The sequence below is a fragment of the Pirellulales bacterium genome (assembly GCA_035939775.1).
Lineage (GTDB): Bacteria > Planctomycetota > Planctomycetia > Pirellulales > DATAWG01 > DASZFO01.
In genome coordinates, this window is the sequence record DASZFO010000064.1 from 41,989 (window position 1) to 68,039 (window position 26,051).

The following is a 26,051-nucleotide window of genomic DNA, read 5'->3' on the forward strand; positions in this document are numbered from 1 at the left end:
AGCGCGAGTGGGAGCTAAAGTGGTGACTGGAGGAATTCACTTGGCATCGAAATACTTCACGTGAATTAGCTGATGGCCGACCATGTCTACTGCCGCCAGGGATTGTTCCAGCACAATATAGCCAACCAGCGGCTCGTATCGGTCGTCTTTCGGCTTCATGTCGAGAAACAACACTTCGCTGGAAACGGCACGGAAGCCCTCAATTTGGACCTTCACCGGGCCGCGGATTTCTCCCCGAAGGATCGATTGATCGGCAACCTCAACGTCCACTTTTTCAAGCAACTGCAATTCTCCCAAACGCTCTCTCCATGCACTCGGCAGAACCAGATGCGATGCACCGGTATCCACGAGTGCATCGCACCGCAACGTAAACTGCGGGCTGGCGAAGTTTTCGACGGTGACCGATGTAATTATCCGGCCCATGTTCGGTGTGCTCCGGTATCTGAGCTTTATTGTGGTCGTCGCCATACATCTTCCTCCTTTACCAACTCGCTACTTTGGTTGCCCTTTGCTCTCGTCTTTATACAGCTTGTACTCAATCGCATCGACCAGAGCGATCCAGCTTGCTTCGATGATGTTTTCGCTCACTCCCACTGTGCCCCAGACATCATGTTGATCGCGGCTTTCGATCACGACGCGGACTCCCGCCGCCGTGCCCGCCTCGGAATTGATCACGCGGACTTTATAATCGACCAGGTGCATTTCGACCAGCTTGGGAAACAGGCCCCCGAGCGCCTTCCGCATCGCGGCGTCCAGGGCGTTTACCGGGCCGTCTCCTTCGGCCACCTCGTGGCGCATCAGGTCGCCGGCCCGCAGCTTGACGGTCGCTTCGGTTTGCAATCCGCGTTCGTCGCGTCCCACACCGACGTGGTAGCTGATCCGCTCGAAATGCGGCCGGAACGTGCCGGCCGCGCGGCGGACCAACAGATCGAACGACGCCTCGGCCGCCTCGAATTGGTAGCCCGCGTTTTCCAGCGACACCACTTGGGCCAGAATCTTGTCCATCAATTGGCGGTCATCTTGGATGTTGTGCCGGCTGGTGAGGGCCATGATGTTCGAGCGGCCCGACAACTCGCTCACCAAAATCCGCCGCTCGTTTCCGACGACCGCCGGATCGATATGTTCGTAGCTCGCGGTGGCCCGAGCGACCGCGTGGACGTGCATGCCTCCCTTGTGAGCGAAAGCACTCTGGCCGACGAACGGCTGATTGGACCGATAGTTCATGTTGGCCGTTTCATAGACATAGCGCGACAGCTCGGTGAGCCGGCGAATGCCGTTGGGTTCGAGCACCTCGTGGCCCTTCTTCTTCACGGCCAGGTTGGCGATCGTCGAGATCAGATCGGCATTGCCGCAGCGCTCGCCGATGCCGTTGATCGTGCCTTGCACGTGCACGGCTCCGGCGTCGATCGCAGAGAGCGAATTGGCAACCGCCATCTCACAATCGTTGTGGCAATGGATGCCGACTGGGACCGGCAAAGCGGCATGCGCCTCCTTCGTCAGTGCGGCGATCTCTTCGGGCATGCTGCCTCCGTTCGTGTCGCAGAGCACAACGAGCCGCGCGCCGGCCGCTGCGGCGGTTTGGATGGTCTGACGGGCGTAATCCGGATTGCTCTTCCAGCCGTCGAAGAAGTGCTCGGCATCGTAGATCACCTCGCGCCCCGCCTGCCGCAAGAAGCGAACGCTGTCGGCGATCATCGCGAGATTCTCGTCGAGCGAGACTCGCAGTACCTCGGTGGCATGGAAGGCCGATGTTTTGCCGACGAGCGTGATCGTCTCGGCGCCGGAATCGAGCAGCGCTTTCATCCCCGGATCGTCTTCAGCCCGCACTCCTTTCCGCCGCGTCATACCGAAGGCGCAGACCCGCGCGCGGCGCAGGTTCAATTGCTTCACGCGCTGGAAAAACTGGGCGTCCTTTTCGTTCGAGAGCGGATAGCCCCCCTCGACGTAGTCGAAGCACATTTCGTCGAGCCGCTGGGCAATGAGCAGCTTGTCGTCGAGCGAAAAGTTCACCCCTTCGCCCTGGCTGCCGTCGCGGAGGGTCGTATCGTAGATTTCGATTCGCATGGGACGGGACTCGGTATTCGGGATTCGATCGCCGGCACGCTCCACGTGCCGTCCGCTCTGCGATTCCTTAGTTCTCTGTTTAGCCGCGACCGCCGCGGGAGTGCGTCGCGACGGGATAAATCGGCCGACGTCTCATTCCAATGAAAAAGCTCTCACTCCAACAAAAAAGCCCTGGGGTCGCTGGCGACCTCAGGGCTGTGGTAAACAACGACTCGCCACGGCGCCCTTACGGCCGCACCTCCCGAATAATAATTCGTACGCCGACCGCTCGCCCGCCTGGGCCAGCGTCGGTTGGGGCATGCGTTACGATAGAGGCAGCCAGCTTGCTCATTAGAGCCTCGTCAATCGATTTACAATCTCACTCCAAACATACCTTTCAACCCGCCGACTGTCAACGACGCCATCCGGCCCTTGTCGAGCGCGTAGTTGACGGCCCCGACAAGCAAGGCATAAAATCGGCTGCTTGAGCCACTAGTGTTGTTCGCGCTGTCGGGGCTGTCGATGGCCATTTTGCAATCAATCACTGGAGACAACGCCGGGGAACGGCATACCCTCAATGGCCCCAAGGCCATTCTCGGCCGCCATCCCGACTGCCAGATCGTACTCGATTCCGGCGCGGTCAGCCGGCAGCACGCTGAGATCACCTGCACCGACGGCGATTTTTTCATCCAGGATCTGGGCAGCCGCAACGGCACGATCGTCAATGGCCAGGCGATTCAGGCCCGCCACCGACTCCAGGATGGAGACCGGCTGAAAATCTGCGACCTCTCGTTTGCCTTCTATCGCGATCAGCCGAGCGACCGCGCTCCTGTCCCCGGCATCGCGCCGCTGGCCGACGCCATGCTCATCGACGACGCCGATGAGCACACCGGCAAATCGACGATCATGTCGAAGCTCGACATCAGCAGCGGCACCGCTGGCGTGCGCGTGAGCGTGAACCCCGAGGTCAAGCTGCGGGCGGTGATTGAAATCACCGAGAACCTTCGCAGCGCTCTCTCCGTCGATTCCGTCCTTCCGAAGCTGCTCGAAAGTTTGTTCAAAATCTTCGTGCAGGCCGATCGGGGATTCGTCGTGCTCCGGGGGGCGAACCCAGGCCAACTGCTCATCAAGGCGGTCAAGCAGCGGCGGGCCGATAGCGAAGACATGATCCGCATCAGCCGCACGATCGTCAACTCGGTGCTCGACGGCAAGCAAGCCATCCTTTCGGCGGACGCGGCCGCCGATTCGCGCTTCGAGATGAGCCAGAGCATCGCCGATTTCCGCATTCGCTCGATGATGTGCGCGCCGTTGGTGAATAGCGAGGGGGATGCGCTGGGGGTGATTCAGATCGACACGATCGACCAACGGGCACGCTTTCAGCAGGACGATCTGGACGTGCTGGCGAGTGTGGCCAATCAGGCGGCCTTCGCACTGGAAAACGCTCAGCTCCACGAGCGGTCTCTCAAGCAACGGGAGGTGGAGAAGGAACTCGAGCTGGCTCACAAGGTGCAGCAGAGCCTCTTGCCGAGCGCCCCGCCAATACTCGAGGGCTATTGCTTCTTCGATTTCTACGAGCCGGCGAATCAGGTCGGTGGAGACTTTTACGACTACATTCCTTTGCCCGGTGGTCGGCTGGCGATCGTGCTGGCAGACGTTTCCGGCAAGGGAGTTCCCGCGGCCCTGGTGATGGCGCGCGTTTCGTCCGAGGTCCGCTACTGCCTGGCCAGCGAGCCGTCGGTGGCCGAAGCGGTGAGCCGAGTTAATGCGTCGTTTTGCAAGGCCGGTTGGGACGACAAGTTCGTGACCTTTGTGCTCACGCTCATCGACCCGGCCCGCGAGGAGGCAACCATCGTCAACGCCGGCCACATGGCGCCCCTCTTGCGGCGCGGCAGCGGAAAAGTCGTAGCAGTCGGTGAAGGGGACGACGACGGAGGGCCGCCGCTGGGGATCGACGCAGACTTCCAGTACACCGCCATCACGCACCCGCTTGCCCGCGGCGACTTTCTCACGATGTTCACCGATGGCATCAGCGAGGCCATGAATCCCGACAACAAGCTTTATGGCCTGGACCGTCTGTCCACTCAAATGGGCCGCGCGGTGGAAAACGTTTCCGACCTCGGCCGGGAAATCCTCGCCGACGTGAAGCGCTTCGTCAGCGGCCGCCCCCAAAGCGATGACATGTGCCTGGTTTGCTTCGGGCGCGAATGATTCGAGCTAATGCCGCGAGTGTAAATCCGCCGACTCAACCGCTTCGTCGTCGGCAAATCCGGCCTCGCCGAAGCCACACGCCAGAATCTGCTTCGACTCCAAGTGACAGTAGTGGGCCTTCCAGGTGCGCGGGGTCGTCTCGGTGTAGAACAGCGCCGAGTCGGCCATCGCCGAATCGCCGTGAAAAGGATCGCCAAGCAGCACGAACAGCGCACCGGCCGTTGGCCAGCCGCCGCGAGTTTCTACCGCGTGGTTGCCCGCCGCCAATTCGGCATTGAACAACTGCCGAAGTTCAGGGCATAGCGCATCGAGATGAGTCTGGTCAATGGTTTTTAGCATGCCCTCATCGTAGCAGATTGAACGGGGCAACGGGCTTTAAATCCGCGAATCTGCAGAATTGCGTGGCGGGAGCATCCTGCTCCCGTAAACCTGCGGCTGGAAGCAACAGCTACCATACGCATCCAGATGCTGACGAAGCACTAACGCTCGCTAGCCGCAATTCCGCCGCGACGCTTCCGCTCGTCTCGGTGACGGCCGGCGCGACTCGTGTGCGTCCGCTTTCGTTTGATCCGGCTCGCGGTGGCTCGCCCGGTCCCGCCACGGCGCGGCTGCCTCTTTTGCTGTGAACTCTTCGCCCCGTCTGGCAGCTCCTGAGCTGGGGCAACGATCGCACTGGCCGGATGGTTCGCGTCGACGCGCAGCTTCTGGCGGATAAGCCGCTCGATCGCATGCAAGTGCGTGCGTTCCTCATGATCGCAGAACGAAACGGCAATGCCGGCGACGCCTGCCCGTCCCGTTCGGCCAATTCGATGCACGTACATTTCCGGCTCGTGCGGCAAGTCGTAGTTCAGCACGTGGGAGACCCCCTCGACGTCGATCCCGCGCGCGGCGACGTCGGTGGCCACCAGCACCTGCATCCCATTCCGATTCGCTTTGAACCCGGCGAGCGCCCGCTGCCGGGCCGCCTGAGTCTTGTCGCCATGTATTGCGGCGGCCGAAACTCCTGCCTGATTCAACTGCCGCGTGACGCGGTCGGCCCTGTGCTTGGTGCGCGTGAATACGATCGCCCGCGTGACCGGATTCGAGGTCAGGAAGTCAGCGAGCTTTTGTGGCTTCTGCAGACTGGTCACGTGGCAGACGGACTGCTCGATCAGGTCGGTGGTCGCCTTAACCGGCGCGATCCGAACTTGGACCGGGTTTCGGAGAATCGTGTCGGCGAGCCGCTGAATTGGCTCCGGCATGGTCGCGGAAAACAACAGGGTCTGCCGACGCGCCGGCAATTTGGCAATCACGCGCCGCAGATCGGGCAGGAACCCCATATCGAGCATCCGATCGGCCTCGTCCAGCACGAAAATCTCGACTGCGGCGAGATCGATGAACCCCTGATTCATCAGGTCGAGCAACCTGCCCGGCGTCGCAATCAGGATGTCAACGCCCTGTTGCAAGTCGCGCACCTGCGGCCGTTGGCTGACTCCGCCGAAGACGACCGTGTGTCTCATGCCTGTATGCCGTCCATACGCTCGAAAGCTATCGCCGATCTGCGCGGCCAGTTCGCGCGTCGGCGAAAGCACTAAGACGCGAACGTTGCGCTTTCTACTTGTTGTAGCACGGTCTCCCGACCGTGCTACTGCGGCGCCAAGCAGCCGATGCAGAATCGGCAGCGCAAAAGCCGCCGTCTTGCCCGTGCCCGTCTGGGCACAACCGAGCAGATCGCGGCCGGCCACGATGTGGGGAATCGCCTGCAATTGAATCGGAGTCGGAGCGGTGTAGCCTTCCGCAGTAACGGCGCGCAATATGGGGGGCGCAAGCCCGAATTCCGAAAACAGCCGGGGACTGTCCCCGTCATTCTCTCCCTCGCCCTTGATGGGAGAGGGTCGGGGTGAGGGTGGTGAGGTTGTCTCGGAATAAAAGGGGACTGTCCCCTTCTCAGCAGGCATTTTTCGCGCAATATCAAGAGTCATGTTCGATCTCGTGGGAGTGTCCCAGGACCGAATGCGATGAACGCAAAGCGCGTTCAGAGAAAACCATTGGACCTGGCCGTTATCCAATGGCCTGTTGCGCCGAAAGGATTCAACAACTCCTTTATACCGTGCCGCCGAAATAAGTCCAGGGCAAATCAGAGCCGCCAACACTGTTGCGGCGATTTCCGGTGTCCATCCGTTGACGGACTAGCTCAGGAACGTGATCGACAGCGGGTATTTCCAAAGTTCGCCGTTGTTGGCTTTCACGGCACCGATGATCGGGAAGACGATATGGAGCACCGCCAGGGCGAGCAGCATCGGAATGCCAATTAGAACCACACAGAGGATCCCGGAAACGATCGCGTAGATGATCGCCGAGATGATCCAGTTGACGACCACCTTCCCGTGAGCGTCGATCCCCGGCAGTTCGTTCTTCTTGAGCTGCCAGATGATGATCGGTACGACGAGCCCGCCGAATGGAACGACAAATCCGGCCAATAGGGAGATGTGCAAGAGCATCGCCCATTGACGGGTTTGCTGCTCGATATCGACCGGTTGGCCCGAGGCGCCGCCGAACAGTGGGGCGGTCTGCACGGGAGGCACGCCCGGTTGCGGCGCGGAACCATCGAGCAACCGCGCTTTGGCCTTGGTATATTCGTCGTCGGTTAACGCGCCGCGCTGGCGCAGTTCATCGAGCTTGTGAATTTCGTCAGCTAGTGCCATGGATGGCCTCGAATTGTTCCGTGGACGGATGGACAAGAACCTCGAGAGTCGAACGGAGGTGTTTCTACACCGCGGCCTCCTGGTCCTGATTCCTACGTCATTTATTTCGGCCGGCGCGACCGGATATTTCCAAAAAAACTGGGAATCTCGCCTCTAACCTAGGGACGGGCATTGGGATCGGTGGAGTTGCGATCGGTACGCTTCTCGAGGATCTTCTCGCCACCTTCAATGGTCTTGCCACCGTCGGGCCTTTCGCGGGTCTTCTCGATACGCTTAATTTCGCTCCCTTCGATGTCATTGGGATTGATCGGTTCACCGCCGGCGCGGGTGAACAGCGCCTTGAGCACCGCCGGGTCGATCGACTTGGAGAGCGTTCTCGCGCTGCCGTCGGCGAGCAGCACGGCGAAGCCGTTCGGCTCGGCGTCGCCTAGTCCGTCAAGCGGTTTGCTCAAGTCCACGTCCAGATCATCCGGCTTGGTCCACTCGACCGCTCGATCGTCGTTGACTTCGACCAGCAAAATCGTGTTGCTGGTGCCGTCCGAAAAGTCAGGAAGTCGAAGTCCCTGCGCGCCCTCGAACGCCAAACCTTTGCCAACGGGAACTTGAAACGGGGTCTTGCCATCGTTCGGGCGGTTTGGTTTCGCATAAATGAGAGGCATTTGCGAAATCAGGGTCTTGTTGTGCTCGCTGTCCCACGGCTCGTCGAGGCGGAATTGCTGAAAGAGGTTGTTTTGTTCAATGAAGGGTAGAATCTGCACGCGCCAGCTCAAGAGCGGCTTGCCCTGCTTATCGAAGATGGCGTGGGCCGGAAGTCGCCGATTGACGGACTCGAAGTTCAGTATGGCCAAACCGATCTGCTTCATGTTGTTCATCGACTGGACTCGAATGGCCGCCCCGCGCGCCGCCTCCATCGCCGGCAGTAGAAGCCCCATCATCACGCCGATCGAGCCGACGCTCGAATTCGCCTCAACCGAGACGCTCAGATTTTGCCCGCGCCGGACCGGCTTGACGCGCGCGAACATCTGGTTGACCATCCGCGTCGCATATTTGGCCGACGCTTGTTGCACCGGATCGCTGCTCTGTCCTCCCGTGACGGCGATCTGGACCATCACGGCCTGCTGCGCCATCGCCAGACCCAATTTGACGATTCGCTCGGTCTCTTGCGCGGAGGTTTCATCGATGCTTCGCAGAGTCAATTCCCCGTTGAACTTTGCTCCAATGTTGACTCGCACCAGAATGGCAGACAAAAGATCGGGCAACTTCAGAAAATCCTGAAACGGCGGGGGCACCGGCGGCACCGCCGCCACCGCTTGCTTCATGATCGGGCGCACGGCATCGATCGAAAACACGGCCGTCAAGTGCGACGAGACGTCGACCTTCTTCAGCAAGCGGATCAGCGGACTATCCACGTCTTTGGCCGCCAGCATCTTTTGCACCAGCGGCGTCATGCCGATCACGATCGTTTTGTCATCCGGCAAATAGAGCCACATCGCGCGCGGCGCCAGCACTTCGACGACCGTTTTCCCGTCGATGTTCATCTCCTTGCCGGGAGGAAGGATTGCCGTCACGGCCGCCTTGGAGTACGGCTCCGAAAAGCGGAGCACGGCGGCGAAATCCGGGTCGGTGCCGCTCGTCGGCGAGGCGAAAATCACAACCGCCTCCTTCACTTTCAGCGGATCGATCCCCGCCTGTTTCATGCCTGCGGCGGTGATGATCTCGATCGGCAGCCATTCCGCGTCGGGCCCAGTCAGCACCGCCTCCGGATGCGCGACAATCGCCGCGACGGCCTCGGCGGGTATGAACGTGAGATCGAGATGCTCGGGTGCCTCCGGCGATTTCACAGCCGGATCGGTTGCGCCGGGATGGTCCGCCAAGCAAACGCTTGCAGGAGAGATCAACATCCCAAAACAAGCGATTGCCGTCAGCCAGGAATGAAAGCAAGACACAGCTCACCTGCCTTTCAAATGGGATCAGCAAAGACCGATTAACCCGAAGCCAAGGGCGACGGAATGCCAACATCAATAATCATTTGGATCGATCGCCTTATCCCCCTGATAGTTGAAGAGCGCCTTGAGTGTCGTTTCACTAACCCCAGGGCGGAGCGTCCGCACCGGGCCGTCGCACATTTCTACAAGGATTCCGTCGGAACGAAAATGTCCCAACCCGCAACTTGGATGATCCATATCGACATCCAGGTCGCTCGGCTTGGTCCAGATCACGGCTCGATCTTCGTCGGCTTCGACGAACATTATGGTCTTGCTGGCGTCGGCAATCTCTTTGATTCTCATCCGTTTCCCGCTGCCAAACAGCGTGCCATTGCCGACCGGTAAAAGATAGTTCGTTTTGCCGTCGCGCGGCCGATTGGGATTGGCAAACGCGGCAGGTATTCTCTCGATCAGCGCCTTATTGTGCTCGCCGTCCCACGGCTCATCCAAATGGAATTGTCTATGCAGATTCTTTTCCTCCATATATGGAAGAACTGCGACGCGCCAGCTCAACAGCGGCTTACCGTCCTTGTCTTCGATCGACCGCGGCGGAAATCCGCGCCAAATCGATTGATAATTCAGGAGCGCCAACTTGATCACGAGCATGTTGTTTTTTGCCAAGGCGTTCGTAGCCGGACGCGACGCGCATCCCGCGATTGCCGGTCCAATCAATGTTCCCGCGCAGACACATGAGGCCATCCAAATCCGAAGACGCGACAAGAGACCGCTCCCTTCCGAATGGATGCGAAAAGAAATGGTTGGACTCGACGAGTGTACCGGCAGCAACGGCGTTCAAGCTACCGCTGGCCGGCGGGCGTGTCAATAATTTCTGGAAATGGAACTCTCCGTACGTCTCGTCACATTGCATCCCAGCATATCGCAACGTCGGATTCTTTTGAGTTTAGCGGCGCCAGAAGTAATCCCGCCGCTTCACGCAAGCGCCGGCTGTTGCTGCGTGATGCAGTGAAATGCCCCCAGGCCCCAGACGAGATCGATCGCCGGGAGCGGGCAGATTCGCCGATCGGGAAAGAGCTTCGCGAGCACCTCGACCGCGCGGCCATCGGTCGGGTCGCCGAATTGCGGCACGATCACCAGCCCGTTGGCGATGTAGAAATTGCAATAGCTGGCGGGCAGCCGCTGCGCTTCATAGGAGAGCGGCCGCGGCATCGGCAGCGGAATCACCTCCAACGGCGCGCCGTCGGCATCGGTGAGCGACTTGAGACGCGCGAGATTGTCCTTGAGCGGCTCGTAGTTTTCGTCCTTGGGGTCCTCCTCGACCGCCGCGACGACCGTCTTCGGAGCGACGAATCGGGCCAGCTCGTCGATATGCCCGTCGGTGTCGTCGCCGACAATTCCGCCGCCGAGCCACAGCACCTTGCGGGCACCGAGATAGCCGGCTAGATAGCGTTCGATGTCGGCGCGGGAAAGCTGCGGATTGCGATTTGGGTTCAACAGACATTGCTCGGTGGTAAGAAACGTGCCGCGGCCATCGGTGTCGATCGCGCCCCCTTCGAATATGATCCGCGGCTTGTAACAGACGTGGCCGAGCTGGCGAGCGATGAGCCGCGGAATCACGTCATCGTTTTCATACGGCGGATACTTGCCGCCCCAGGCGTTGTAGCCCCAATCGACGAGCGCGGGCGGGGCGCTGGGCGGGCCGACGAGAAACGTCGGCCCGCTGTCGCGCAGCCAGGCGTCGTCGGTCGGGATGTCATACAGTTCGACGTTTGGCGCACCGGCGAGCATCACTTTCGCTTGAGCCTTTGCATGCCCGCCCGCCAGAACGCAGACTTTCTCGGCGGCGGCCAGCGTTCGCACCAGCCGCGCATAAAGCGCCGGGATCGGTTCGAACTTTCCCGGCCAGGACGCCAGCTTATGCGGCCAAGAGAGCCAGGTGGCGGCGTGCGGCTCCCACTCGGCCGGCATTCGATAGCCGAGCGCGGCAGGGGCGAGAGGAGAGAGGCCAGAGGAGACATTCATTGGTCTGAGGGCGGTCAGATTAGGACAAATTGGTTTTCAACTCGCGTTGGTAGGTGGATCGATTGTCGAGTATGATACTTGTTGAGAGAGGTTTCTTTCAAAACCCCGTATTCGAGCCGCCCGCCATGACGAAGGTAGTCATCGATAAGTCAATTCGATCAACGTTCAGCAATTTGGGGGAACAGATCGAATTGTGCGACGAAACGGGCCGCACCCTCGGCTATTTTCTGCCTGCGGAGTTGCACCGGCAGTTGCTTCGCGCCTGGGCGGAAACGCAAATCTCTGACGAGGAATTGGAACGCCGGCGCAATGAGCCGGGTGGACGAACTCTCGATGAGATTTGGAGCCGCCTGAAGGGAAAATGAATTGGTCGGCTCTTTGGAAATCCTCGGCCGAAACGGAATTGGCGCGCCTTTGGACCGAATCGAACGATCGCGAAGCAATCACTCGCGCAGCCGATCGAATCGATGCAGCCCTTCGCACTAATCCGATGTCGCAAGGCGAATCTCGTTCTGGCCGAACGCGAATCATGTTTGAGCCGCATCTCGCGGTCCTGTTCGATGTATATCCAGAAGAGCAATTAGTCTATGTCTTGGCCGTACAACTCGTCGGAGCGCAGTCGGGGCCGAAGGATGAATGACGTCAGTCCAAGTAACGTCGGGTGAGATCGCCATAGGCGTCGATGCGGCGGTCGCGGAGAAAAGGCCAATGGGTGCGCACAGCGTCGAGCCGGGCCAGATCGCATTCGACCAGCAGCGTCTCCTCGGCGTCGTGCGATGCCCGAGCCAGCACGTTGCCATTTGGATCGCAAACGAACGATCCGCCCCAAAACTCGATCCCACCCTCAGTCCCGACCCGATTCGCGGCCGCTACAAACAGGCCGTTGGCGATCGCGTGGCTCCGCATCATCGTCTCCCAGGCGGAATGCTGGCTCGCGCCGAACTCCGCCTTCTCGTCGGCTAGCCAGCCGATCGCCGTCGGATAGAAAATAATCTTTGCCCCGGCCAGCGCCGTGAGCCGCGCCGCCTCGGGATACCATTGGTCCCAGCAGACACAGGCGCCAATCGGGCCGAATCGCGTCGTAAAACTTCGAAATCCCAGATCGCCGGGCGTGAAATAGAATTTCTCGTAATAAAGCGGATCGTCGGGGATGTGCATCTTGCGATAGATGCCCGCCAGGCTGCCGTCGGCGTCGAACAGGACGGCCGTGTTGTGGTATAGCCCCGGGGCGCGCCGCTCAAAGAGCGAGCCCACGATCGCGACTCCGTGCTCGCGCGCCGCCGCGGCCAAGAGATCGCTCGTTGGGCCGGGGATCGACTCGGCTTCGTCGAATCGGCGATGGTCCTCGCTCTGGCAGGGATAGAGTCCGGCGAAGAGTTCCTGAAGGCAGACGACGTTCGCACCGGCCGCCGCGGCTTGTGCAATCCGGTCGAGAGCTTTTTCGACGTTCGCATGCTTCGGCGCCACGCAGCTCATTTGCACGAGCGCGACCGTCACGCGCTCCGGCGAAGGGTTCGAGCTTGCTGTGGGTTTGGCGTTCATCGAATCCGGGGATACAATCGGGAATCTGCCAGATCGCCTAACAAATCCGGCGGGGAGAAGGGGACAGTCCCCGCCGGATTTGTTAGGCGATCTAAGGGGGCAGGCCATTCTATTCGACGCCGTGCAGCCGTCAAGGAAATGCATTGATTAGGACGAGGGAGAATTGACGAATTCAGCCTCAGAAAATCACTCGCTCGATGAACTCGCGCGAGATGTGGCCGCGCGGTTTGCCGAGCGATTTCGGCGACCACCGCGTTGGATCGCCGCCGCGCCGGGGCGGGTAAACCTGATCGGCGAGCACGTCGATTATAACGGGGGCTTCGTCTTGCCAATGGCGATCGAGCGGTTCACCGTGATCGCTGCCGACGCCGCGCCGGAGCATTCGGGCGAAATCCGGCTGGCCAGCGCGGATTTCCAAGAGGAAACCACATTCCGTTTGCATTCCCAAATGACGCCCGGCGCGCCGCCGTGGTCCAATTATGTGCGCGGCGTGCTGGCCGGCTGTTTGGCGCGGGGATTCGCGATTCCTGGCTTGGATGCGCTCGTGGCGTCGACTGTGCCGATCGGCGGAGGGCTTTCGAGCAGCGCGGCCTTGGAAGTGGCCACCGCGACGCTTGCCGAAGCGATCGCCGGCGAGTCGCTCGAAACGGCGGCCAAGGCCCTGCTGTGCCAGCGGGCCGAGCACGAATTCGCCGGCGTGCCGTGCGGAATCATGGACCAGTTCATCGTCGCCGGCGCCCGCCACGATCATGCGATGCTGCTCGATTGCCGCTCGATGGAGTTCGAGTTCGTTCCGTTTGCGAAGCATGCAGTGACGGTGCTTACAATCAATAGCCACGTGAGGCATTCGCTGGCCGGCGGCGAATACGGGAAGCGGCGCGCGGAGTGCGAAACGGCGGCCCGGATTCTCGGGATGCCGACGTTGCGCGAGGCGACGCTAGACGACTTGAACCGCCGGCGCAACGAACTCGGCCCGGAAATCTTCCGCCGCGCGCGGCACGTAGTCGGCGAGATCGAGCGAACGACGGCGGCAGCCCGAGCGATCGCCGCGGAGGATTGGCCCGCGGTGGGCGCGGCGATGTACGCCAGTCATGCATCATTGCGCGACGATTTCGAGGTAAGCTGCGATGAATTGAACCTGCTGGTCGATTTTGCCGCTGCACTTGGACCGGAGCGAGGAGTGCTTGGATCGCGGATGACGGGCGGCGGCTTCGGCGGCTGCACGGTAAGCCTCGTGCGAGCGGACGCAGTGGATGCCGTGGCCCGTTCGATCGGCCAATCTTACCGCGAGCAAACGGGCATCGAGGCCACGAGTTTCTCGACGCGCCCCGCCGGAGGAGCGCGAGTCTTGCCGTTGACTCACGGAAGCTGAATCGTCGGAATTCAGCGCAGGGGCATCGGAATTCTTGCGAATTCCGCTACTTGTCTCTTGCCACTTGTCCGTTGCCACTTCGTCCGTATCCGTCGGGATGTCGCCGGTGCCAAGCCCAGGCCGTCTCGACAATCTGCTCGAGCTTCGGATAGCGCGGATGCCAGCCGAGTTCGCGGCGAATCTTGTCGCTGCCCGCCACGAGCACCGCCGGGTCGCCGGGCCGCCGCGGACCGGTCCGAGCGGGAATGGGATGCCCCGTGATCCGCCGAGCCGTTTCGATCACCTGGCGAACGCTGAAGCCCTGGCCGTTCCCTAGATTATAGACGCGGCTGCCGCCATCGAGCGCCCGCAGCGCCAGGACGTGGGCCTGGGCCAGATCGACCACGTGGATATAGTCGCGCACGCAAGTGCCGTCCGGCGTGGCATAATCGTCGCCGAAGATGGTGACGTCCTTTCTCTGTCCGAGGGCGACTTGCAGCACGATCGGGATCAAGTGCAATTCCGGATGATGATCTTCCCCGCGATCGGCGCTCGCGCCCGCGGCGTTGAAATATCGCAGGGCGGCATAGCGCAACCCTTGAACTCGATCGAGCCAGTAGAGCATCCGCTCGAGAATATGTTTCGATTCGCCATACGGGCTGCCCGGCACGATCCGCTCGTCCTCGGCGATCGGAATCCGCTCCGGCGCGTCAAACAGGTTCGCCGTCGACGAAAGGATGAAGCGCCGTACGCCGTGCTCGCTCATGCTCTGGAGCAGGTTAAGCCCGCCAACGACATTCGCACCGAGATACAAGAACGGCTGCTGCATCGATTCGCCGACCAGCGTGTGGGACGCGAAGTGCATCACGGCGTCGGGGCGATGCTCGGCCAGCGCGGCATCAATTGCAGCTCGCTCGGTCAAATCTCCCTCGACGAATGTGGCCCGCGGATGCACGGCGGCGCGATGCCCTTGCGACAGATTGTCGAACACGACGACCGATTCGCCGTCGGCGATGAGCTGCTCAACGACAACGCTGCCGATATACCCGGCCCCGCCGGTGACGAGGATTTTCATGGTCCGATCGAGCTGGCAACTGGTTGTGTCATCACGTTCCGGTCATAATAGTTTCCGCGATTCCCGGCGCACAGAGCATCGGGACCAGAGAATTCAAGGTTTTGAGCGCCTAACAAATCCGGCTGGGAGAAGGGGACGGTCCCCGTTTTGCTCCGCCGACCATCGCCGCGATGGTGCCCGCGCAAAAGGCGGACAGTCCCCGCCGGATTTGTTAGGCGCTCTTAGCAAGGAAAGACCCTGTGTCCATGCACAAGAACTCAACAACTCTTTCGACGTCCATCGCACTTCTTCTTGCCAATCTAACGTTTTTGCTGCAAGCGAACGTTATTCGCGGCGAATCCGCTCCGCGCGACGGCGCGTTTCGCCCGCCGGCCGTGCCGCTGGTCACGAGCGATCCCTATCTGAGCATCTGGTCGGAGGCCGACCGACTCACCGACGACGTCACTCGGCATTGGACTCACCGCGGCCACCCGCTGGTGAGCCTGATTCGCGTCGACGGCAAAGCCTACCGTCTGATGGGCAATGATCCGAAGGAAGTGCCAGCCCTACCGCAAGTCGGCCTGCAAGTCTTGCCGACTCGTTCGATCTACGACTTCGACGACGGCCACGTTCACGTAACCTTGACGTTCATGACCCCCGCGTTGCCGCAGGCTCTTGACGTGTTGGCGCGTCCCGTGACCTATTTCACCTGGTCGGTTCGCTCGATCGATGGCGCGAGCCATGCGGTGGCGATTTACGACAGCACGAGTTCACTATTGTCGGTGAATAGTCCCGACCAGAAGGTCGAATGGTCGCGCGAAACCGCCGGCTCGCTGACGTCACTTCGCGTGGGCACGGTCGCTCAAACGCTCTTGGCGCCCGCCGGCGACGACACGCGGATCGATTGGGGCTATGCCTACGTGGCGGCGCCGCAGGCCGATTCAAGCGCCGCGATCGGTGGCAACGGCGCGCTGCTCAATACTTTCATCGCGGAAGGCAAGTTGCCCGCGACTGACGACTCGCGCATGCCCCGCGCCGCGGCAGACGATCAACCGGTGCTGGCGTTCTCGTTCGATCTTGGCAAAGTCGGCGCGGAGCCGGTCTTGCGTCACTTGAGCGTGGCCTACGACGAGGTCTTTTCGATCAAGCTTCTCGGACAGAAGCTGCGGCCATATTGGCGCAGAAATGGGGCGTCGGCCGCGGACCTGTTGCAATTCGCCGAACGCGATTATGCGGGCTTGATCGACCGCTGCGAAAAATTCGATCGCGAGTTGATGGCCGATCTGACGAAAGTCGGCGGTGCGCGATATGCCCAAATCGCCGCGCTGGCGTACCGTCAGAGCCTGGCGGGCTGCGGGCTGGCGGCCGACGCGAACAAGCAGCCGTTGTTGTTCACTAAAGAGAACACGAGCAATGGCTGCATTGCGACCGTCGATGTGATTTATCCCGCCGCGCCGCAGTTTCTGTTGATGGGTCCGACGTATGCCAAGGCCCTGGTGGCGCCGGCGCTGGTTTACAGTGCTTCGCCACAATGGAAGTTTCCCTTTGCTCCTCACGACCTGGGGACTTATCCGCAGGCCAAAGGGCAGGACTACGGCGGCGGTGAGAATCCCGGCAACGAAGCCGACAAAATGCCGGTCGAAGAGAGCGCGAACATGATTTTGTTGTGCGACGCGATTGCCAAGATGGACGGCAACGCGGATTTCGCCTCGCGCTGGTGGCCGCAGCTTACGCAATGGGTCGACTATCTGGTGAAGCACGGAATCGACCCGGAGAACCAGCTTTGCACCGATGATTTCATGGGGCACTTGGCGCGCAACGCGAATCTCTCGGTGAAGGCCATATTGGGAATCGCCGCCTATGCCGATTTGTGCCGCCTTCGCGGCGAGGCGGCCGCCGCGGAAAAACATATTAAATTGGCCAAGGAGGGCGCTGCATTTTGGATAAAAACGGCCGCCGACGGCAACCACTCCCGCATTGCCTTCGACAAGGCCAACACCTGGAGCCAGAAATACAATCTCGTATGGGACAAGTTGCTCGGATTGAACGTGTTTCCCGCGAAGGTCGCGGCCGACGAGGTGGCTTATTATAAGACGAAGATTCAGCCGTTCGGGGTGCCGCTCGATTCGCGCACCCATCTGACGAAGACCGATTGGTCCCTCTGGTGCGCGACTTTGGCCGACAATCGGGCCGATTTCGAAACGATGGTCTCGCCGATCTACGACTATCTCAATCGCACCACGGCCCGCATGCCGTTTGTCGATTCCTATATCACCGACAACGCGGCCAGCGACGGGATGCATGCGCGGCCAGTGATCGGCGGCGTGTTCATCACGATGCTTTCCGACCCCGAAATCTGGAAGAAATGGTCGGACCGCGATCAGGCCAAGGCCGGCAATTGGGCCGCTGCACCCACGCCGCCGCGGATCACGGAAGTCGTTCCGACCTCGCGGCAGCGCGGAATCGAATGGCGCTACTCGCTCGAGAAGCCGGCGGGCGATTGGACGAAGCCGGGCTTCGACGATAGCCATTGGCAGAGCGGCCCCGGCGGGTTCGGCACTCACGGAACGCCCAACGCCGTAGTGGGCACCGTCTGGAACACCGCCGATATTTGGCTCCGCCGCGAAGCCAGTCTGCCCGAGAACGCCGACGTCGGCCATCTCCAACTCCTCGTCTATCACGACGAAGACGTCGAGATTTATATCGATGGGGTGCTGGCCGGCAGCGAGGCCGGGTTCGTCAACTCCTACGATCCGATGGACATCAGCTCCGCGGCGAAGAAGCTGCTCAAGCCGGGCCAAAAGTTCACGCTCGCTGTCCACTGCCATCAGACGGTCGGCGGTCAAGGCGTGGACGTGGGCTTGGTGGAGGTTGCCGAGGCAGATTCTGCTGCTGCACCGGCCGCGTCGGCTGCGGCGACCGCCCCCTCGACTTCGTCCGACGCTCCCGCCCGCTCCGGATTTCGAGCGCGAGAGCGCGAGGTCGTCGATCCGGTGATCGTCAAGATCCGCGACGAAGGATTGAATCATTCGCAAGTCATGGCGACTTTGGATTACCTTTGCGATGTTATCGGCCAACGACTCACCGGTTCACCCAATGCCAAACGGGCTAACGACTGGACGCGCGGAAAACTGGCCGGCTGGGGTCTGACGAGCGCTCGTTTGGAATCGTGGGGACCGTTCGGCCGGGGCTGGGAGCTGAAGCGATTTTCGCTCCAGGTGACCAAACCGCAAACGATTCCGCTGATCGCTTACCCCAAAGCTTGGACCCCCGGCTTCGACAATCCGCTCGAGGCAGACGTGGTTTGGCTCGATGCGAAAACCGAGGCCGAACTCGAAAAATACAAGGGTAAGCTCAAGGGGATGATCGTATTGGCCGATCCAATCCGCGCGCTCAAGCCGCATTTCGACGCGCCCGGCGCTCGAATGACGGATGGCGATTTGCTGACCTACGCCAACTCGACCGGCCGCCGAGTGCCGCCGGCAGTCCAGCCGCCGAAAGGCACGTCGAGCACGGAATTCTCTCTTGCCGCCGCGACCTCCGTCGCCACCGCGCCCGCTGCAAACGGGTCGCCGACGGCGGCGACCACCGCTAGTGGAAACTCGACTCGTGGGACGGCAGCCGATAGCTCAGCCCCGGCGACCGCTGATTCGACTTCGCGCGCAAACGGCGATGCCACCTCGCCGGCCGGCGGTGATCCGGCTCGTCGCCGCTTCGGCAATCCATTTTCCGGCAAGGTGCTTTCGTTCTGCGCCAAGGAAGAAGCGGCTCTCGTGCTCACCGTTAGCCCCCAGGGAGACGGCGGGACGATCTTCGTCGCCAGCGCCTCGGTTCCAGGGAGCGACGGCCGCGCGCGCGGAGGACCTCGACCTTGGTCTGAAGATGCGCCGGCCATGCCTCCCCAAGTCTGCGTCGCCGTGGAAGACTACAACCGCATGGTACGTATGGTGCAGCAGGGGGAGGAGCTGAAAATCGCCGTCGATCTACAGGTGCAATTCCTCCCAACGGAAATGGCCAACAATACGATCGCCGAGATCGCCGGCAGCGATCTGCGGGACCAGGTGGTGATGATCGGCGGGCATTTAGACTCATGGCATGCTGGCACCGGGGCGACCGATAACGGCGCCGGCGTGGCCGTGGCGATGGAGACCGTGCGAATCCTGCAAGCCGTCGGCGTCAAGCCCCGCCGCACGATCCGCATCGGCCTCTGGACTGGCGAGGAAGAAGGGCTGCTCGGTTCGCGGGCCTACGTGACCCAGCATTTCGGAACCGCCGGCGGAACTGGCGATGGCACCGGCCGGCGCGGACCACGCGATCGGGCGGATGGTTCACAAACGGCCGCGGCGCCCGCAGGCGTTCCACAAGCGGTGGATGCCAAGGCGACGGGCGAGCTGCAGGCCAACGACACTAAGACGGTGGATTCCAAGCCGACGAGCGATTCCAAGCCAGGGGATTCAAAGCCGTCGGCGGATGCTAAGCCCGCGCCGCCAATTCGCTTGCCGGAGCACGACAAGCTCTCGATCTACTTCAACCTCGACAACGGCACGGGGCGGATTCGAGGCGTCTTCACGCAAGGCAACGAAGCGGCGATGCCCTTGTTCCGCAAATGGCTGATCCCATTCCACGACCTGGGGGCTGAGACCGTTAGCCTGGCCAGCACGGGGAGCACCGATCATGTCTCGTTCGAGGCCGTCGGCCTGCCCGGCTTCGAATTCATGCAAGACCCGATCGAATACATGACCCGCTCACACCATTCCAATCAAGATGTATTCGACCGCGTTCCGCCAGACGATCTGAAGCAGGCGGCGATCATCATGGCCGCCTTCGTCTACGACGCGGCCATGATGGAGCAACGCTTCCCGCGCAAATCCAGCGAGTGACGGGCCGGTTATTTCTCAAGGTCGGTCGGATTGATCAATTGCCCGTCGGCCCGGTTGCCGAGCAGTTTCAAGATCTTTGGATCGATGGTCTCGGAAAGATATCGCTGCGAGCCGTCGCCAAACGCCGCGACGACCAGGCCGCCGGCGTGGTCGCTGCCGAACCCGCCTACGTAGGTTGGCGATTCCCAAACGGGCGATTGCTTCGCTTCCGGGGCAGCCGGTGTGGCGGGTGACGACGGCGTGCCCCGAGGGCCGGTCGCATTCAATTCTGTCCCGGTGTTTCGCAGCGTCGCCCGAGTGCCCGACATCCAACCAAGGTCGGTCGCGGTCCCTTCGCTCCGCTTCTCGGCGATGAACAGCGTGTAACCCAAGCCGTCGGTGATGTCTTCCGACCGCAGCTTGCTGTTCAAGAAGAAGACGCCGTGATTGTCGGAGTCGATCGGGCTCTCGGTGTCGTTTTGGCATGCGGCGTAGCTGCTGTGCGGCCCTTCTTCGACCACGTCGTCCGACGGGCAGAGCAGCTCGACGAGCGGCAGCTTGCGCACCGCGGCGTTCTTGGGATCGTAGACGCTCGCGGCGAAGTCGATCTTCGCGTGGGCGGCCCGCTCGTCGAGATACGGCAGCAACCGCTCGATCCAATCGTGGTGCATGCCGACCGCTTGGTTGAGAATCGGGCCCTTGGAATCGACGACGCCCGGCGGATAATAGCCGTGAGCTGATTCATAGGAATTGGTGGCCATCGCCAGCCGCAGCAGGTTGTTCGAGCAGGTCGTGCGCCGCCCCGTCTCGCGAGCCGCTTCAATTGCGGGCAACAGAATCGACGTCAAAATCCCTATGATGGCGATCACCACCAGGAGTTCGACCAGAGTGAATCCGCCGCGGCAAGAACTGCGGGGGACTGTCCCCTTTTGTGGAGTCTTCGGAACAAAAGGGGACTGTCCCCTTCTCCGCGGGCGGTTCTGGGATAGGCTCTTGGATCTGCTCATTTTCCACCGTCCGTTTTGCTGGAATTGGTTTTCGGCGCGCCGCCTTCGTTATTCGTTTTGCCAAGATCGACGATGATTTGCTTGCTCGCGCGAGCGCGGTGCATCGGCTCGACGGGATAATCGGCCACGACATCGACCGTGCGGCGATCCGGGTGATCGGCGGCCATCGTGACGTGGATCTCAACGGCCGCGGCATCGCGCGCCGAGAGTTCCTCGGCTGAAATCTTCCACGTTTCGCCCGCATAATCGGGCTTTTCTGCGAGCCGAGCGGCGGCGCGGTCAAGCCCCGCCTCCGCCAGCCATTCGGCCTGAAGCCGGTCGCCGGCGGCGCGCGCCTGTTGCCGCTCGAGCGCGATGGTCTTGAGCCAGCTAACGAGCAGCAGTGAGGCCACTACAAAGCAGACCAGCACGCCGACGAGTGCGAAGCCACGGCGGACTGAACGGCTTGTCCGCGCGGATTGTTTCTGATGAACGGTTCTCATCTGACTAGCCCCCACTTTGCCGATCTGTTGCCTTGGCGAACCGCGAATCTCGGTCAAGCCGCGCTTCGATTCGCAAGATGTAACCAGCCGCGTCGACCGTCGCGTCAGCACTGCGCCGCACTGACAAACTGGCCTGAGTCGGGTTCTTTTCCGGCTGAAGCTCCAGCCGTGGATCCGCGCCCTGAGGCATTGCAAAGGCGTCGCGGACTTGAACCTTGTCGCCACGGTATTCGATCCGTTTAAGAACATCCTCATCGGCCTCATACTCGATCCGCAGATCGTCGGCGAGCTTCAGCGTCCATCGAGCTTGACCGCCGGCCGCCCGGTCAACCGAGACGTTCGCCGCGGCATGGACGTCTGACCGGAATTGCTCGGCCAAGCGCGTCATAACGGCGGTCGAGACAACTCGATCGCGACCGCTTTCAGTCGAGTGCATCGTCACCGAGAGCAGCTCGACCGCAATTCCGAAGATCGCGCTGGCCAGAGTGGAAGCGACAATCACTTCGATCAGCGTCAATCCGCGCCGATGGCGGTACGATAAAGTTGTCGTCGTTGCGAATGAGCGGCTGCGAATACCTAGTGGAACCTCAAGTCTGATTTGACGGGTGCCAGGGCCACTGCTCTGAGTGGCTATGCGCCGGCACAGTCCATGCCCACGCCCTGCCGTGGGCATGGCACTCAAGACATCAAAACAGTTTTGAGGCTCTAGTAGAGTAGTCATTGTGGGTCGTTCTTTTTTCAATAGCCTGTCGGGTCGCGGCGAAACGGCGACGCATATTTCAATTCCCTCGCCCCCCATCCCTCGTCCCTCTGCCCTGATACCTCCACGTTACCAGCCGCACGGGCGATTCCGACTCGCCGGCCCGATTGAGCCATTGCACCTCGACGACGATTCGCTTGGCCGCCGGATTGTCGCCGATGAGTTGGATCTCGGTGGTGAGCCGTCCGCCGGGGAGCATTTCCTTGGCGGCGGTGGAGAGGGGATCCTCGGCAGCGGCTTTTGGCGCGAGCGATTCCCAATCCTCGGAGGCCAACCGTTCCATGACGTTGGCCGCCTCGAAGAGCGCGATCTCGCGGCGCTCGGCCGCGCGGCGCTCGCCGGCCGTCCACGCCGCGCATTGAGTCACGACCGTTGCCAGCACGCCCAAGAGCATGATGGCCGCGGCGACTTCCACGAAGGTCATTCCATGTCGGCGAACGTTCATCTGTTTCACCTGTGATCGCCTAAAAAATCCGGCTGGGAGAGGGGGACAGTCCCCGTTTTGCTCCGCGGACTCCGCAAAAGGGGGACAGTCCCCACCGGATTTGTTAAGCGATCTAATAATTCACAATTACCGCGGTTTGGCCAGGCCGCTGACCAACTCGATTATTGGCGAGAACCACCCGACCACAATCAGCAGAACGATTCCCCCGGCCGCGAGAATCACAAAGGGAAACACGATCTGGCTGAAGGCATACATCCGATAGTTTAGCCGCCGCTCGCCGCTGGCCGCCGCTTCAGTCAGGGCCCAAGGCAGATTTCCGACGCGAGCGGCCGCGCGGAGGATCGCCGCGTCGGCCGATTGCACCAGCTTGGCGGCCCGCAAGCTGTCGGCCCAATCGCGCCCGCAGAAGATATCTGCCCCAGCGCTCCGCAGCCGGTCGCGGATCAGTCGGCGCGGATAGCGCACGGCCAAGAGTCCGAGCGTCGGCTCGAGCGGCTGCCCTCGCTCCGCGGCCAAGGCCAGCCACCGCAACACGGCAGCCGCGTCCAGAGGCGCGAGGATGCGGCCAATCGGGGGCAAATCGAAGCGAATCCAGCCAAGTTGGCGAAATACTACATAGATCACTACGGCCGCAGCCACCGCCAATGCTAGAGCACACAACGCGAAAGTGAACTCGGAACTGGCGACGTTAAAGACTGCACGCGTCAGTGGCGGAAGGTGGCGATGGAAGTCTTGGAAGATCTTTTGCATGGCGGGAGCAATCTTAATCACCATGAACGGCACCACGACTCCCACGCCAGCCAAGATGTAGACCAGACTCGCCCAACGAATCGGCTGCCGCTCGGCGCTCGAGACCGGGCTGCTGCGGCCATCGTCGACGCAGCGCAGGGCCGCTCCCAAATCGCCCGTCTTTTCGCCGATCCGCGCGGCCAGCACGCTCCGCGGCGGCAGCACCTTGCGATTTTGCTCGATGGCCTCCGGCACCGGCATCCCCGCCGCCAGGCAGTCGGCCAGCGCGATGGCCCGCGAGTAAAACAGCCCTCCTTCTTCTTCACCGAGCGCACGAACCGCCGGCGCGAGCGGCATTCCGCGATCGGCCGAGATCGCCATCAGATTCAGCAGCGTCAGTTGTTGCGATCTCCGGAAGCGAAATGCGGCAACTCCCAACCAAAACATCGCGCCAAGCCAAAGTACGATTCCGAAACCAAGTCCGAAAGCAAAGACCATCACTCCGAAGAGACATATTGTAACGATCAACCATTCTGCGACTCGAACAAAGAATTGCAGCGCTGCCTTCCACGATCGTTTAATGACGCCCACTAGCCACCAGGTGATCAGCGCGGCAATGTAGATCAATACGACCTCGGTCACCGGTGAAAGGCTCCATGCCGAGACTGGCGGGGACGACGTGGATGAAATTCCGCCAGATAGAGTCGTCACACCGCCAGTCAACGACGAGATTAGCGAGACCATCGGCATGAACAGGTTCAGAATCATCAATATAAAGATCGCCACCAGCAGAACCACCGTCGGCGGGATGATCGTCTTCAACAAATCGGCCCGAAGCCGCACTCGTCGCGTCGCGACTTGAGCCACGGCGTCCATTGCTTCGGGTAACGCGGACTGGCCTTCTCCCCAAGCGAAAATCGGCCGCAAGGTGGGGCTTAATTGCCGCAGTCCATCGATTGCACCAGCCAAGAGAGTTCCCGATTCGACTCTCTCCGCAAGTTGACGGCAGCCAGCAGCCAGGTCCGCATCGCCAATCCCATCGGCGGCCAAGCGCAGCGCCTCGGGAAGCGGCACTTCGTTCGTCAACAGGATTCGCACCAAGCAAGCCATTTCCGCCAAGCCGCTGAATCGACCGAGAACACCGAACAATGGAATGCAATTGAGAAGTCGCCGCCGACGCCGCAGCCCCAACATGAAACCCAATGCGATGATGACAAGGACCGCGGCCGCGACGCCGAGCAGCAGGCCGCCGAAATGATGCGACAGCAAGTCGCTGATCGCGATCGTGGCCCTCAAGCCCGGAGGTAGTTGCTGTTTGAAGTCTCTATACATTGGGGCCATCGAACGGACGACGAGGCCAAAAAAGAAACATGCAACAGCCGCGATCATGAAGACCAAGAACGCGGGATATGCGAGCGAGGTCCAAACGCTCCGCCGGATGTCGCCGATCGATTGGCGGAAATGAACGAATTCCTCTAGCACCCGCCCCAGCTTGCCCGTGCGAGTGCCGGCCGCCACAAGGGTTTCCAGATAGCGAGGCAGAACTCCGTTCTCGGCGGCGAGCGCTCGGTCGAGCGAATCGCCCCGCTCGAGCGCCGCGGCGACGCGGAGCATCGTCGCCGCCAACCTTCCCTTGGGCAGCTCGGCGGCCGCGGCTCGCAAACCCGGCGCGAGCGGTAGGCAAGCACTGCTCAATTCGGCCACGCGGCCGGCGAACTCCGCCGCCTCATGCGCGGAGAGCGGCTTGGGCTTTGCCGGCGGTGCGTCGTCAGGTTTTGGTTCCGGTTCGTTCACGGCTTCGACAGATCGTAGAGCATGGTCGTCCAGGGGATAAACAGACTCAGGGCATAGAGCGCGGTCACGGTCCCGCCGATGCCGAGCGTCACCAGCATCGGGAAGTAGAGCCGGAGCCAGTCGGCCCGCCGCACCGCCCGGCGGCGATACGTGTCCGCCGCTTCGCGCAGCGATTTGCCGAGCGCCGGCTGATTCCCGCCCGTCGCGATCAACCAGCGCAACAGCGGCGGAATATCAATTGGATTCGCGCCGCGATCAGCACCCGACGGAGCGCCGGCGCCGGCGACAATTCCATCCGCAACGTCCGCGGCAAGCTGCTTGGCGGCCAAGATCAGCCGCGCGTCGCCGCTGCACTTGGCCGAGAGCACGACCGCCTCGGTCAGCGGCACTTGATGATCGACCAGGAGCGCGAGCGTGTCGGCAAATCCTGCCGTGCGGCTCTCAAGCAACAACCGTCGAAATGACGGGACCCAGGCGAAAAACCGCGCCGCCCCGCCCGCCTCCAGCACCAGCGCTCGCCGCGAGCGATAGAACCAGAGGATGGCCGCGGTCAATACGATCGTCGGCAAAATCGGTCCCCACCACTCGATCCCATCGCGTACATGGCTGATCGCTCGGACAATCGCCGGCGGATGCGGCATCGGCGCGGCAGACAGGAGCGTCGGCGCGACTTTCAGGGCAAAGTACAGAAACAGCCCGTAACAAATGAAAAACACGAGCAGCGGATAGACCATTGCCAGCACGACCAGTCGCCGCAGCGCGGCCAGCCGCCGCACGCTGCCGCTCATCTCTTCGAGCGCCGCGGCGAGCCGCCCGGAACGGATCCCGGCCTCGACGATCGCCCGATACAGCGGCGGAAACTGCTCCTGACTGGCGGAGAGGGCCTGCGGTAACGATTCCCCGCGCTGCATCCGCTCGGAGAGCATCGAGCTGATTCGCCCCAGGCTGCCGCGCACGTCGTGCCCCACGTCGGCCAGCCCCTGCTCGAGTGGAACCCCGGCTCGGACGAGCGCGAGAATCTCGTCGTTCAGCGCGATCAATTCGTCGAGCGTGATCGGTCCGGCCATGTGGAATTTCGAAGGAAAGGCGAGATGTTCGGGTGCACTTAAAAAATGTAGGAGCGAATCA

At 61.6% G+C, this 26,051-nt stretch carries 21 protein-coding genes; 4 read left to right on the plus strand and 17 right to left on the minus strand.

Annotated features, from left to right (window positions below):
- Positions 1 to 36 precede the first annotated feature (36 nt).
- The 3 genes from VGY55_03275 to VGY55_03285 all read right to left on the minus strand — a co-directional run bounded on the left by VGY55_03275 (position 37) and on the right by VGY55_03285 (position 2,573).
- Positions 37 to 468 carry an aspartyl protease family protein gene (locus VGY55_03275; protein HEV2968984.1) on the minus strand — a complete coding sequence of 144 codons (432 nt, stop codon included), beginning with the start codon at positions 466 to 468 and terminating at the stop codon, positions 37 to 39.
- Positions 469 to 492: 24 nt separating this feature from the next.
- Positions 493 to 2,064, minus strand: a complete 1,572-nt coding sequence (cimA, locus tag VGY55_03280) for a citramalate synthase (protein ID HEV2968985.1) — start codon at positions 2,062 to 2,064, stop codon at positions 493 to 495.
- Positions 2,065 to 2,414: 350 nt separating this feature from the next.
- Positions 2,415 to 2,573 carry a hypothetical protein gene (locus VGY55_03285; GenBank protein ID HEV2968986.1) on the minus strand — a complete coding sequence of 53 codons (159 nt, stop codon included), beginning with the start codon at positions 2,571 to 2,573 and terminating at the stop codon, positions 2,415 to 2,417.
- 1 nt (position 2,574) lies between these two features.
- Here VGY55_03285 and VGY55_03290 point away from each other — a divergent pair, with 1 nt between their 5' ends.
- Positions 2,575 to 4,251, plus strand: coding sequence for a SpoIIE family protein phosphatase (locus VGY55_03290; GenBank protein ID HEV2968987.1), 1,677 nt, complete (start codon positions 2,575 to 2,577; stop codon positions 4,249 to 4,251).
- 6 nt (positions 4,252 to 4,257) lie between these two features.
- On the opposite strand, the gene VGY55_03295 is transcribed toward VGY55_03290, so the two are convergent.
- The 6 genes from VGY55_03295 to VGY55_03320 form a co-directional block, all read right to left on the minus strand.
- Positions 4,258 to 4,590 carry a hypothetical protein gene (locus VGY55_03295; protein ID HEV2968988.1) on the minus strand — a complete coding sequence of 111 codons (333 nt, stop codon included), beginning with the start codon at positions 4,588 to 4,590 and terminating at the stop codon, positions 4,258 to 4,260.
- Positions 4,591 to 4,730: 140 nt separating this feature from the next.
- Complete coding sequence (locus tag VGY55_03300; protein ID HEV2968989.1) at positions 4,731 to 6,212, minus strand: DEAD/DEAH box helicase; 1,482 nt, start codon at positions 6,210 to 6,212, stop codon at positions 4,731 to 4,733.
- A 207-nt stretch (positions 6,213 to 6,419) separates the two neighbouring features.
- On the minus strand, positions 6,420 to 6,935 hold the full coding sequence (locus VGY55_03305) for a DUF4870 domain-containing protein (GenBank protein ID HEV2968990.1): 516 nt from the start codon (positions 6,933 to 6,935) through the stop codon (positions 6,420 to 6,422).
- 158 nt (positions 6,936 to 7,093) lie between these two features.
- On the minus strand, positions 7,094 to 8,836 hold the full coding sequence (locus VGY55_03310; GenBank protein ID HEV2968991.1) for a DUF1559 domain-containing protein: 1,743 nt from the start codon (positions 8,834 to 8,836) through the stop codon (positions 7,094 to 7,096).
- A gap of 117 nt (positions 8,837 to 8,953) precedes the next feature.
- Positions 8,954 to 9,526 (minus strand): DUF1559 domain-containing protein, encoded by a 573-nt coding sequence (locus tag VGY55_03315; GenBank protein HEV2968992.1) that lies wholly within the window; start codon positions 9,524 to 9,526, stop codon positions 8,954 to 8,956.
- Positions 9,527 to 9,850: 324 nt separating this feature from the next.
- Positions 9,851 to 10,900: an agmatine deiminase family protein gene (locus tag VGY55_03320; GenBank protein HEV2968993.1), complete on the minus strand. Its 1,050-nt coding sequence runs from the start codon at positions 10,898 to 10,900 to the stop codon at positions 9,851 to 9,853.
- 125 nt (positions 10,901 to 11,025) lie between these two features.
- On the opposite strand from VGY55_03320, the gene VGY55_03325 reads away from it, so the two are divergent.
- Positions 11,026 to 11,265, plus strand: coding sequence for a hypothetical protein (locus VGY55_03325; protein ID HEV2968994.1), 240 nt, complete (start codon positions 11,026 to 11,028; stop codon positions 11,263 to 11,265).
- A 277-nt stretch (positions 11,266 to 11,542) separates the two neighbouring features.
- Here the strand turns inward: VGY55_03325 and VGY55_03330 are convergent, their stop codons facing one another.
- The gene (locus VGY55_03330; protein HEV2968995.1) at positions 11,543 to 12,442 is read right to left on the minus strand and encodes a carbon-nitrogen hydrolase; all 900 of its coding nucleotides are present in this window, start codon (positions 12,440 to 12,442) and stop codon (positions 11,543 to 11,545) included.
- Between the two features lie 163 nt (positions 12,443 to 12,605).
- On the opposite strand from VGY55_03330, the gene galK reads away from it, so the two are divergent.
- On the plus strand, positions 12,606 to 13,814 hold the full coding sequence (galK, locus tag VGY55_03335; protein HEV2968996.1) for a galactokinase: 1,209 nt from the start codon (positions 12,606 to 12,608) through the stop codon (positions 13,812 to 13,814).
- A gap of 46 nt (positions 13,815 to 13,860) precedes the next feature.
- On the opposite strand, the gene galE is transcribed toward galK, so the two are convergent.
- A complete protein-coding gene (galE, locus tag VGY55_03340; protein ID HEV2968997.1) occupies positions 13,861 to 14,868 on the minus strand; it encodes a UDP-glucose 4-epimerase GalE in 1,008 nt (335 codons plus the stop codon).
- Positions 14,869 to 15,113: 245 nt separating this feature from the next.
- Between galE and VGY55_03345 the strand changes: the two genes are divergently transcribed.
- Positions 15,114 to 19,727, plus strand: a complete 4,614-nt coding sequence (locus VGY55_03345) for a M20/M25/M40 family metallo-hydrolase (GenBank protein ID HEV2968998.1) — start codon at positions 15,114 to 15,116, stop codon at positions 19,725 to 19,727.
- 8 nt (positions 19,728 to 19,735) lie between these two features.
- On the opposite strand, the gene VGY55_03350 is transcribed toward VGY55_03345, so the two are convergent.
- The 6 genes from VGY55_03350 to VGY55_03375 all read right to left on the minus strand — a co-directional run bounded on the left by VGY55_03350 (position 19,736) and on the right by VGY55_03375 (position 25,990).
- Entirely contained in the window at positions 19,736 to 20,713 is a 978-nt protein-coding gene (locus tag VGY55_03350; protein ID HEV2968999.1) for a DUF1559 domain-containing protein, read from the minus strand.
- Positions 20,710 to 21,195 (minus strand): hypothetical protein, encoded by a 486-nt coding sequence (locus VGY55_03355; GenBank protein HEV2969000.1) that lies wholly within the window; start codon positions 21,193 to 21,195, stop codon positions 20,710 to 20,712. The genes VGY55_03350 and VGY55_03355 overlap by 4 nt, the downstream gene beginning before the upstream one ends.
- 4 nt (positions 21,196 to 21,199) lie before the next feature.
- Positions 21,200 to 21,994 carry a prepilin-type N-terminal cleavage/methylation domain-containing protein gene (locus VGY55_03360; protein HEV2969001.1) on the minus strand — a complete coding sequence of 265 codons (795 nt, stop codon included), beginning with the start codon at positions 21,992 to 21,994 and terminating at the stop codon, positions 21,200 to 21,202.
- Positions 21,975 to 22,400 (minus strand): prepilin-type N-terminal cleavage/methylation domain-containing protein, encoded by a 426-nt coding sequence (locus tag VGY55_03365; GenBank protein ID HEV2969002.1) that lies wholly within the window; start codon positions 22,398 to 22,400, stop codon positions 21,975 to 21,977. Before VGY55_03365 ends, VGY55_03360 begins: the two co-directional genes overlap by 20 nt.
- A gap of 126 nt (positions 22,401 to 22,526) precedes the next feature.
- Positions 22,527 to 24,923 (minus strand): type II secretion system F family protein, encoded by a 2,397-nt coding sequence (locus VGY55_03370; protein HEV2969003.1) that lies wholly within the window; start codon positions 24,921 to 24,923, stop codon positions 22,527 to 22,529.
- Positions 24,920 to 25,990, minus strand: a complete 1,071-nt coding sequence (locus VGY55_03375; GenBank protein HEV2969004.1) for a type II secretion system F family protein — start codon at positions 25,988 to 25,990, stop codon at positions 24,920 to 24,922. The genes VGY55_03370 and VGY55_03375 overlap by 4 nt, the downstream gene beginning before the upstream one ends.
- Positions 25,991 to 26,051: the final 61 nt, after the last annotated feature.

Bases quoted from the DNA above. Each gene is read 5' to 3' on its own strand.
- VGY55_03275 (HEV2968984.1), bottom strand. From the start codon at position 468: ATGGCGACGACCACAATAAAGCTCAGATACCGGAGCACACCGAACATG.
- cimA (HEV2968985.1), bottom strand. From the start codon at position 2,064: ATGCGAATCGAAATCTACGATACGACCCTCCGCGACGGCAGCCAGGGC.
- VGY55_03285 (HEV2968986.1), bottom strand. From the start codon at position 2,573: ATGGCCATCGACAGCCCCGACAGCGCGAACAACACTAGTGGCTCAAGC.
- VGY55_03295 (HEV2968988.1), bottom strand. From the start codon at position 4,590: ATGCTAAAAACCATTGACCAGACTCATCTCGATGCGCTATGCCCTGAA.
- VGY55_03300 (HEV2968989.1), bottom strand. From the start codon at position 6,212: ATGACTCTTGATATTGCGCGAAAAATGCCTGCTGAGAAGGGGACAGTC.
- VGY55_03305 (HEV2968990.1), bottom strand. From the start codon at position 6,935: ATGGCACTAGCTGACGAAATTCACAAGCTCGATGAACTGCGCCAGCGC.
- VGY55_03310 (HEV2968991.1), bottom strand. From the start codon at position 8,836: ATGTTGATCTCTCCTGCAAGCGTTTGCTTGGCGGACCATCCCGGCGCA.
- VGY55_03315 (HEV2968992.1), bottom strand. From the start codon at position 9,526: ATGCTCGTGATCAAGTTGGCGCTCCTGAATTATCAATCGATTTGGCGC.
- VGY55_03320 (HEV2968993.1), bottom strand. From the start codon at position 10,900: ATGAATGTCTCCTCTGGCCTCTCTCCTCTCGCCCCTGCCGCGCTCGGC.
- VGY55_03325 (HEV2968994.1), top strand. From the start codon at position 11,026: ATGACGAAGGTAGTCATCGATAAGTCAATTCGATCAACGTTCAGCAAT.
- VGY55_03330 (HEV2968995.1), bottom strand. From the start codon at position 12,442: ATGAACGCCAAACCCACAGCAAGCTCGAACCCTTCGCCGGAGCGCGTG.
- galE (HEV2968997.1), bottom strand. From the start codon at position 14,868: ATGAAAATCCTCGTCACCGGCGGGGCCGGGTATATCGGCAGCGTTGTC.
- VGY55_03345 (HEV2968998.1), top strand. From the start codon at position 15,114: ATGCACAAGAACTCAACAACTCTTTCGACGTCCATCGCACTTCTTCTT.
- VGY55_03350 (HEV2968999.1), bottom strand. From the start codon at position 20,713: ATGAGCAGATCCAAGAGCCTATCCCAGAACCGCCCGCGGAGAAGGGGA.
- VGY55_03355 (HEV2969000.1), bottom strand. From the start codon at position 21,195: ATGAGAACCGTTCATCAGAAACAATCCGCGCGGACAAGCCGTTCAGTC.
- VGY55_03360 (HEV2969001.1), bottom strand. From the start codon at position 21,994: ATGGGGGGCGAGGGAATTGAAATATGCGTCGCCGTTTCGCCGCGACCC.
- VGY55_03365 (HEV2969002.1), bottom strand. From the start codon at position 22,400: ATGAACGTTCGCCGACATGGAATGACCTTCGTGGAAGTCGCCGCGGCC.
- VGY55_03375 (HEV2969004.1), bottom strand. From the start codon at position 25,990: ATGGCCGGACCGATCACGCTCGACGAATTGATCGCGCTGAACGACGAG.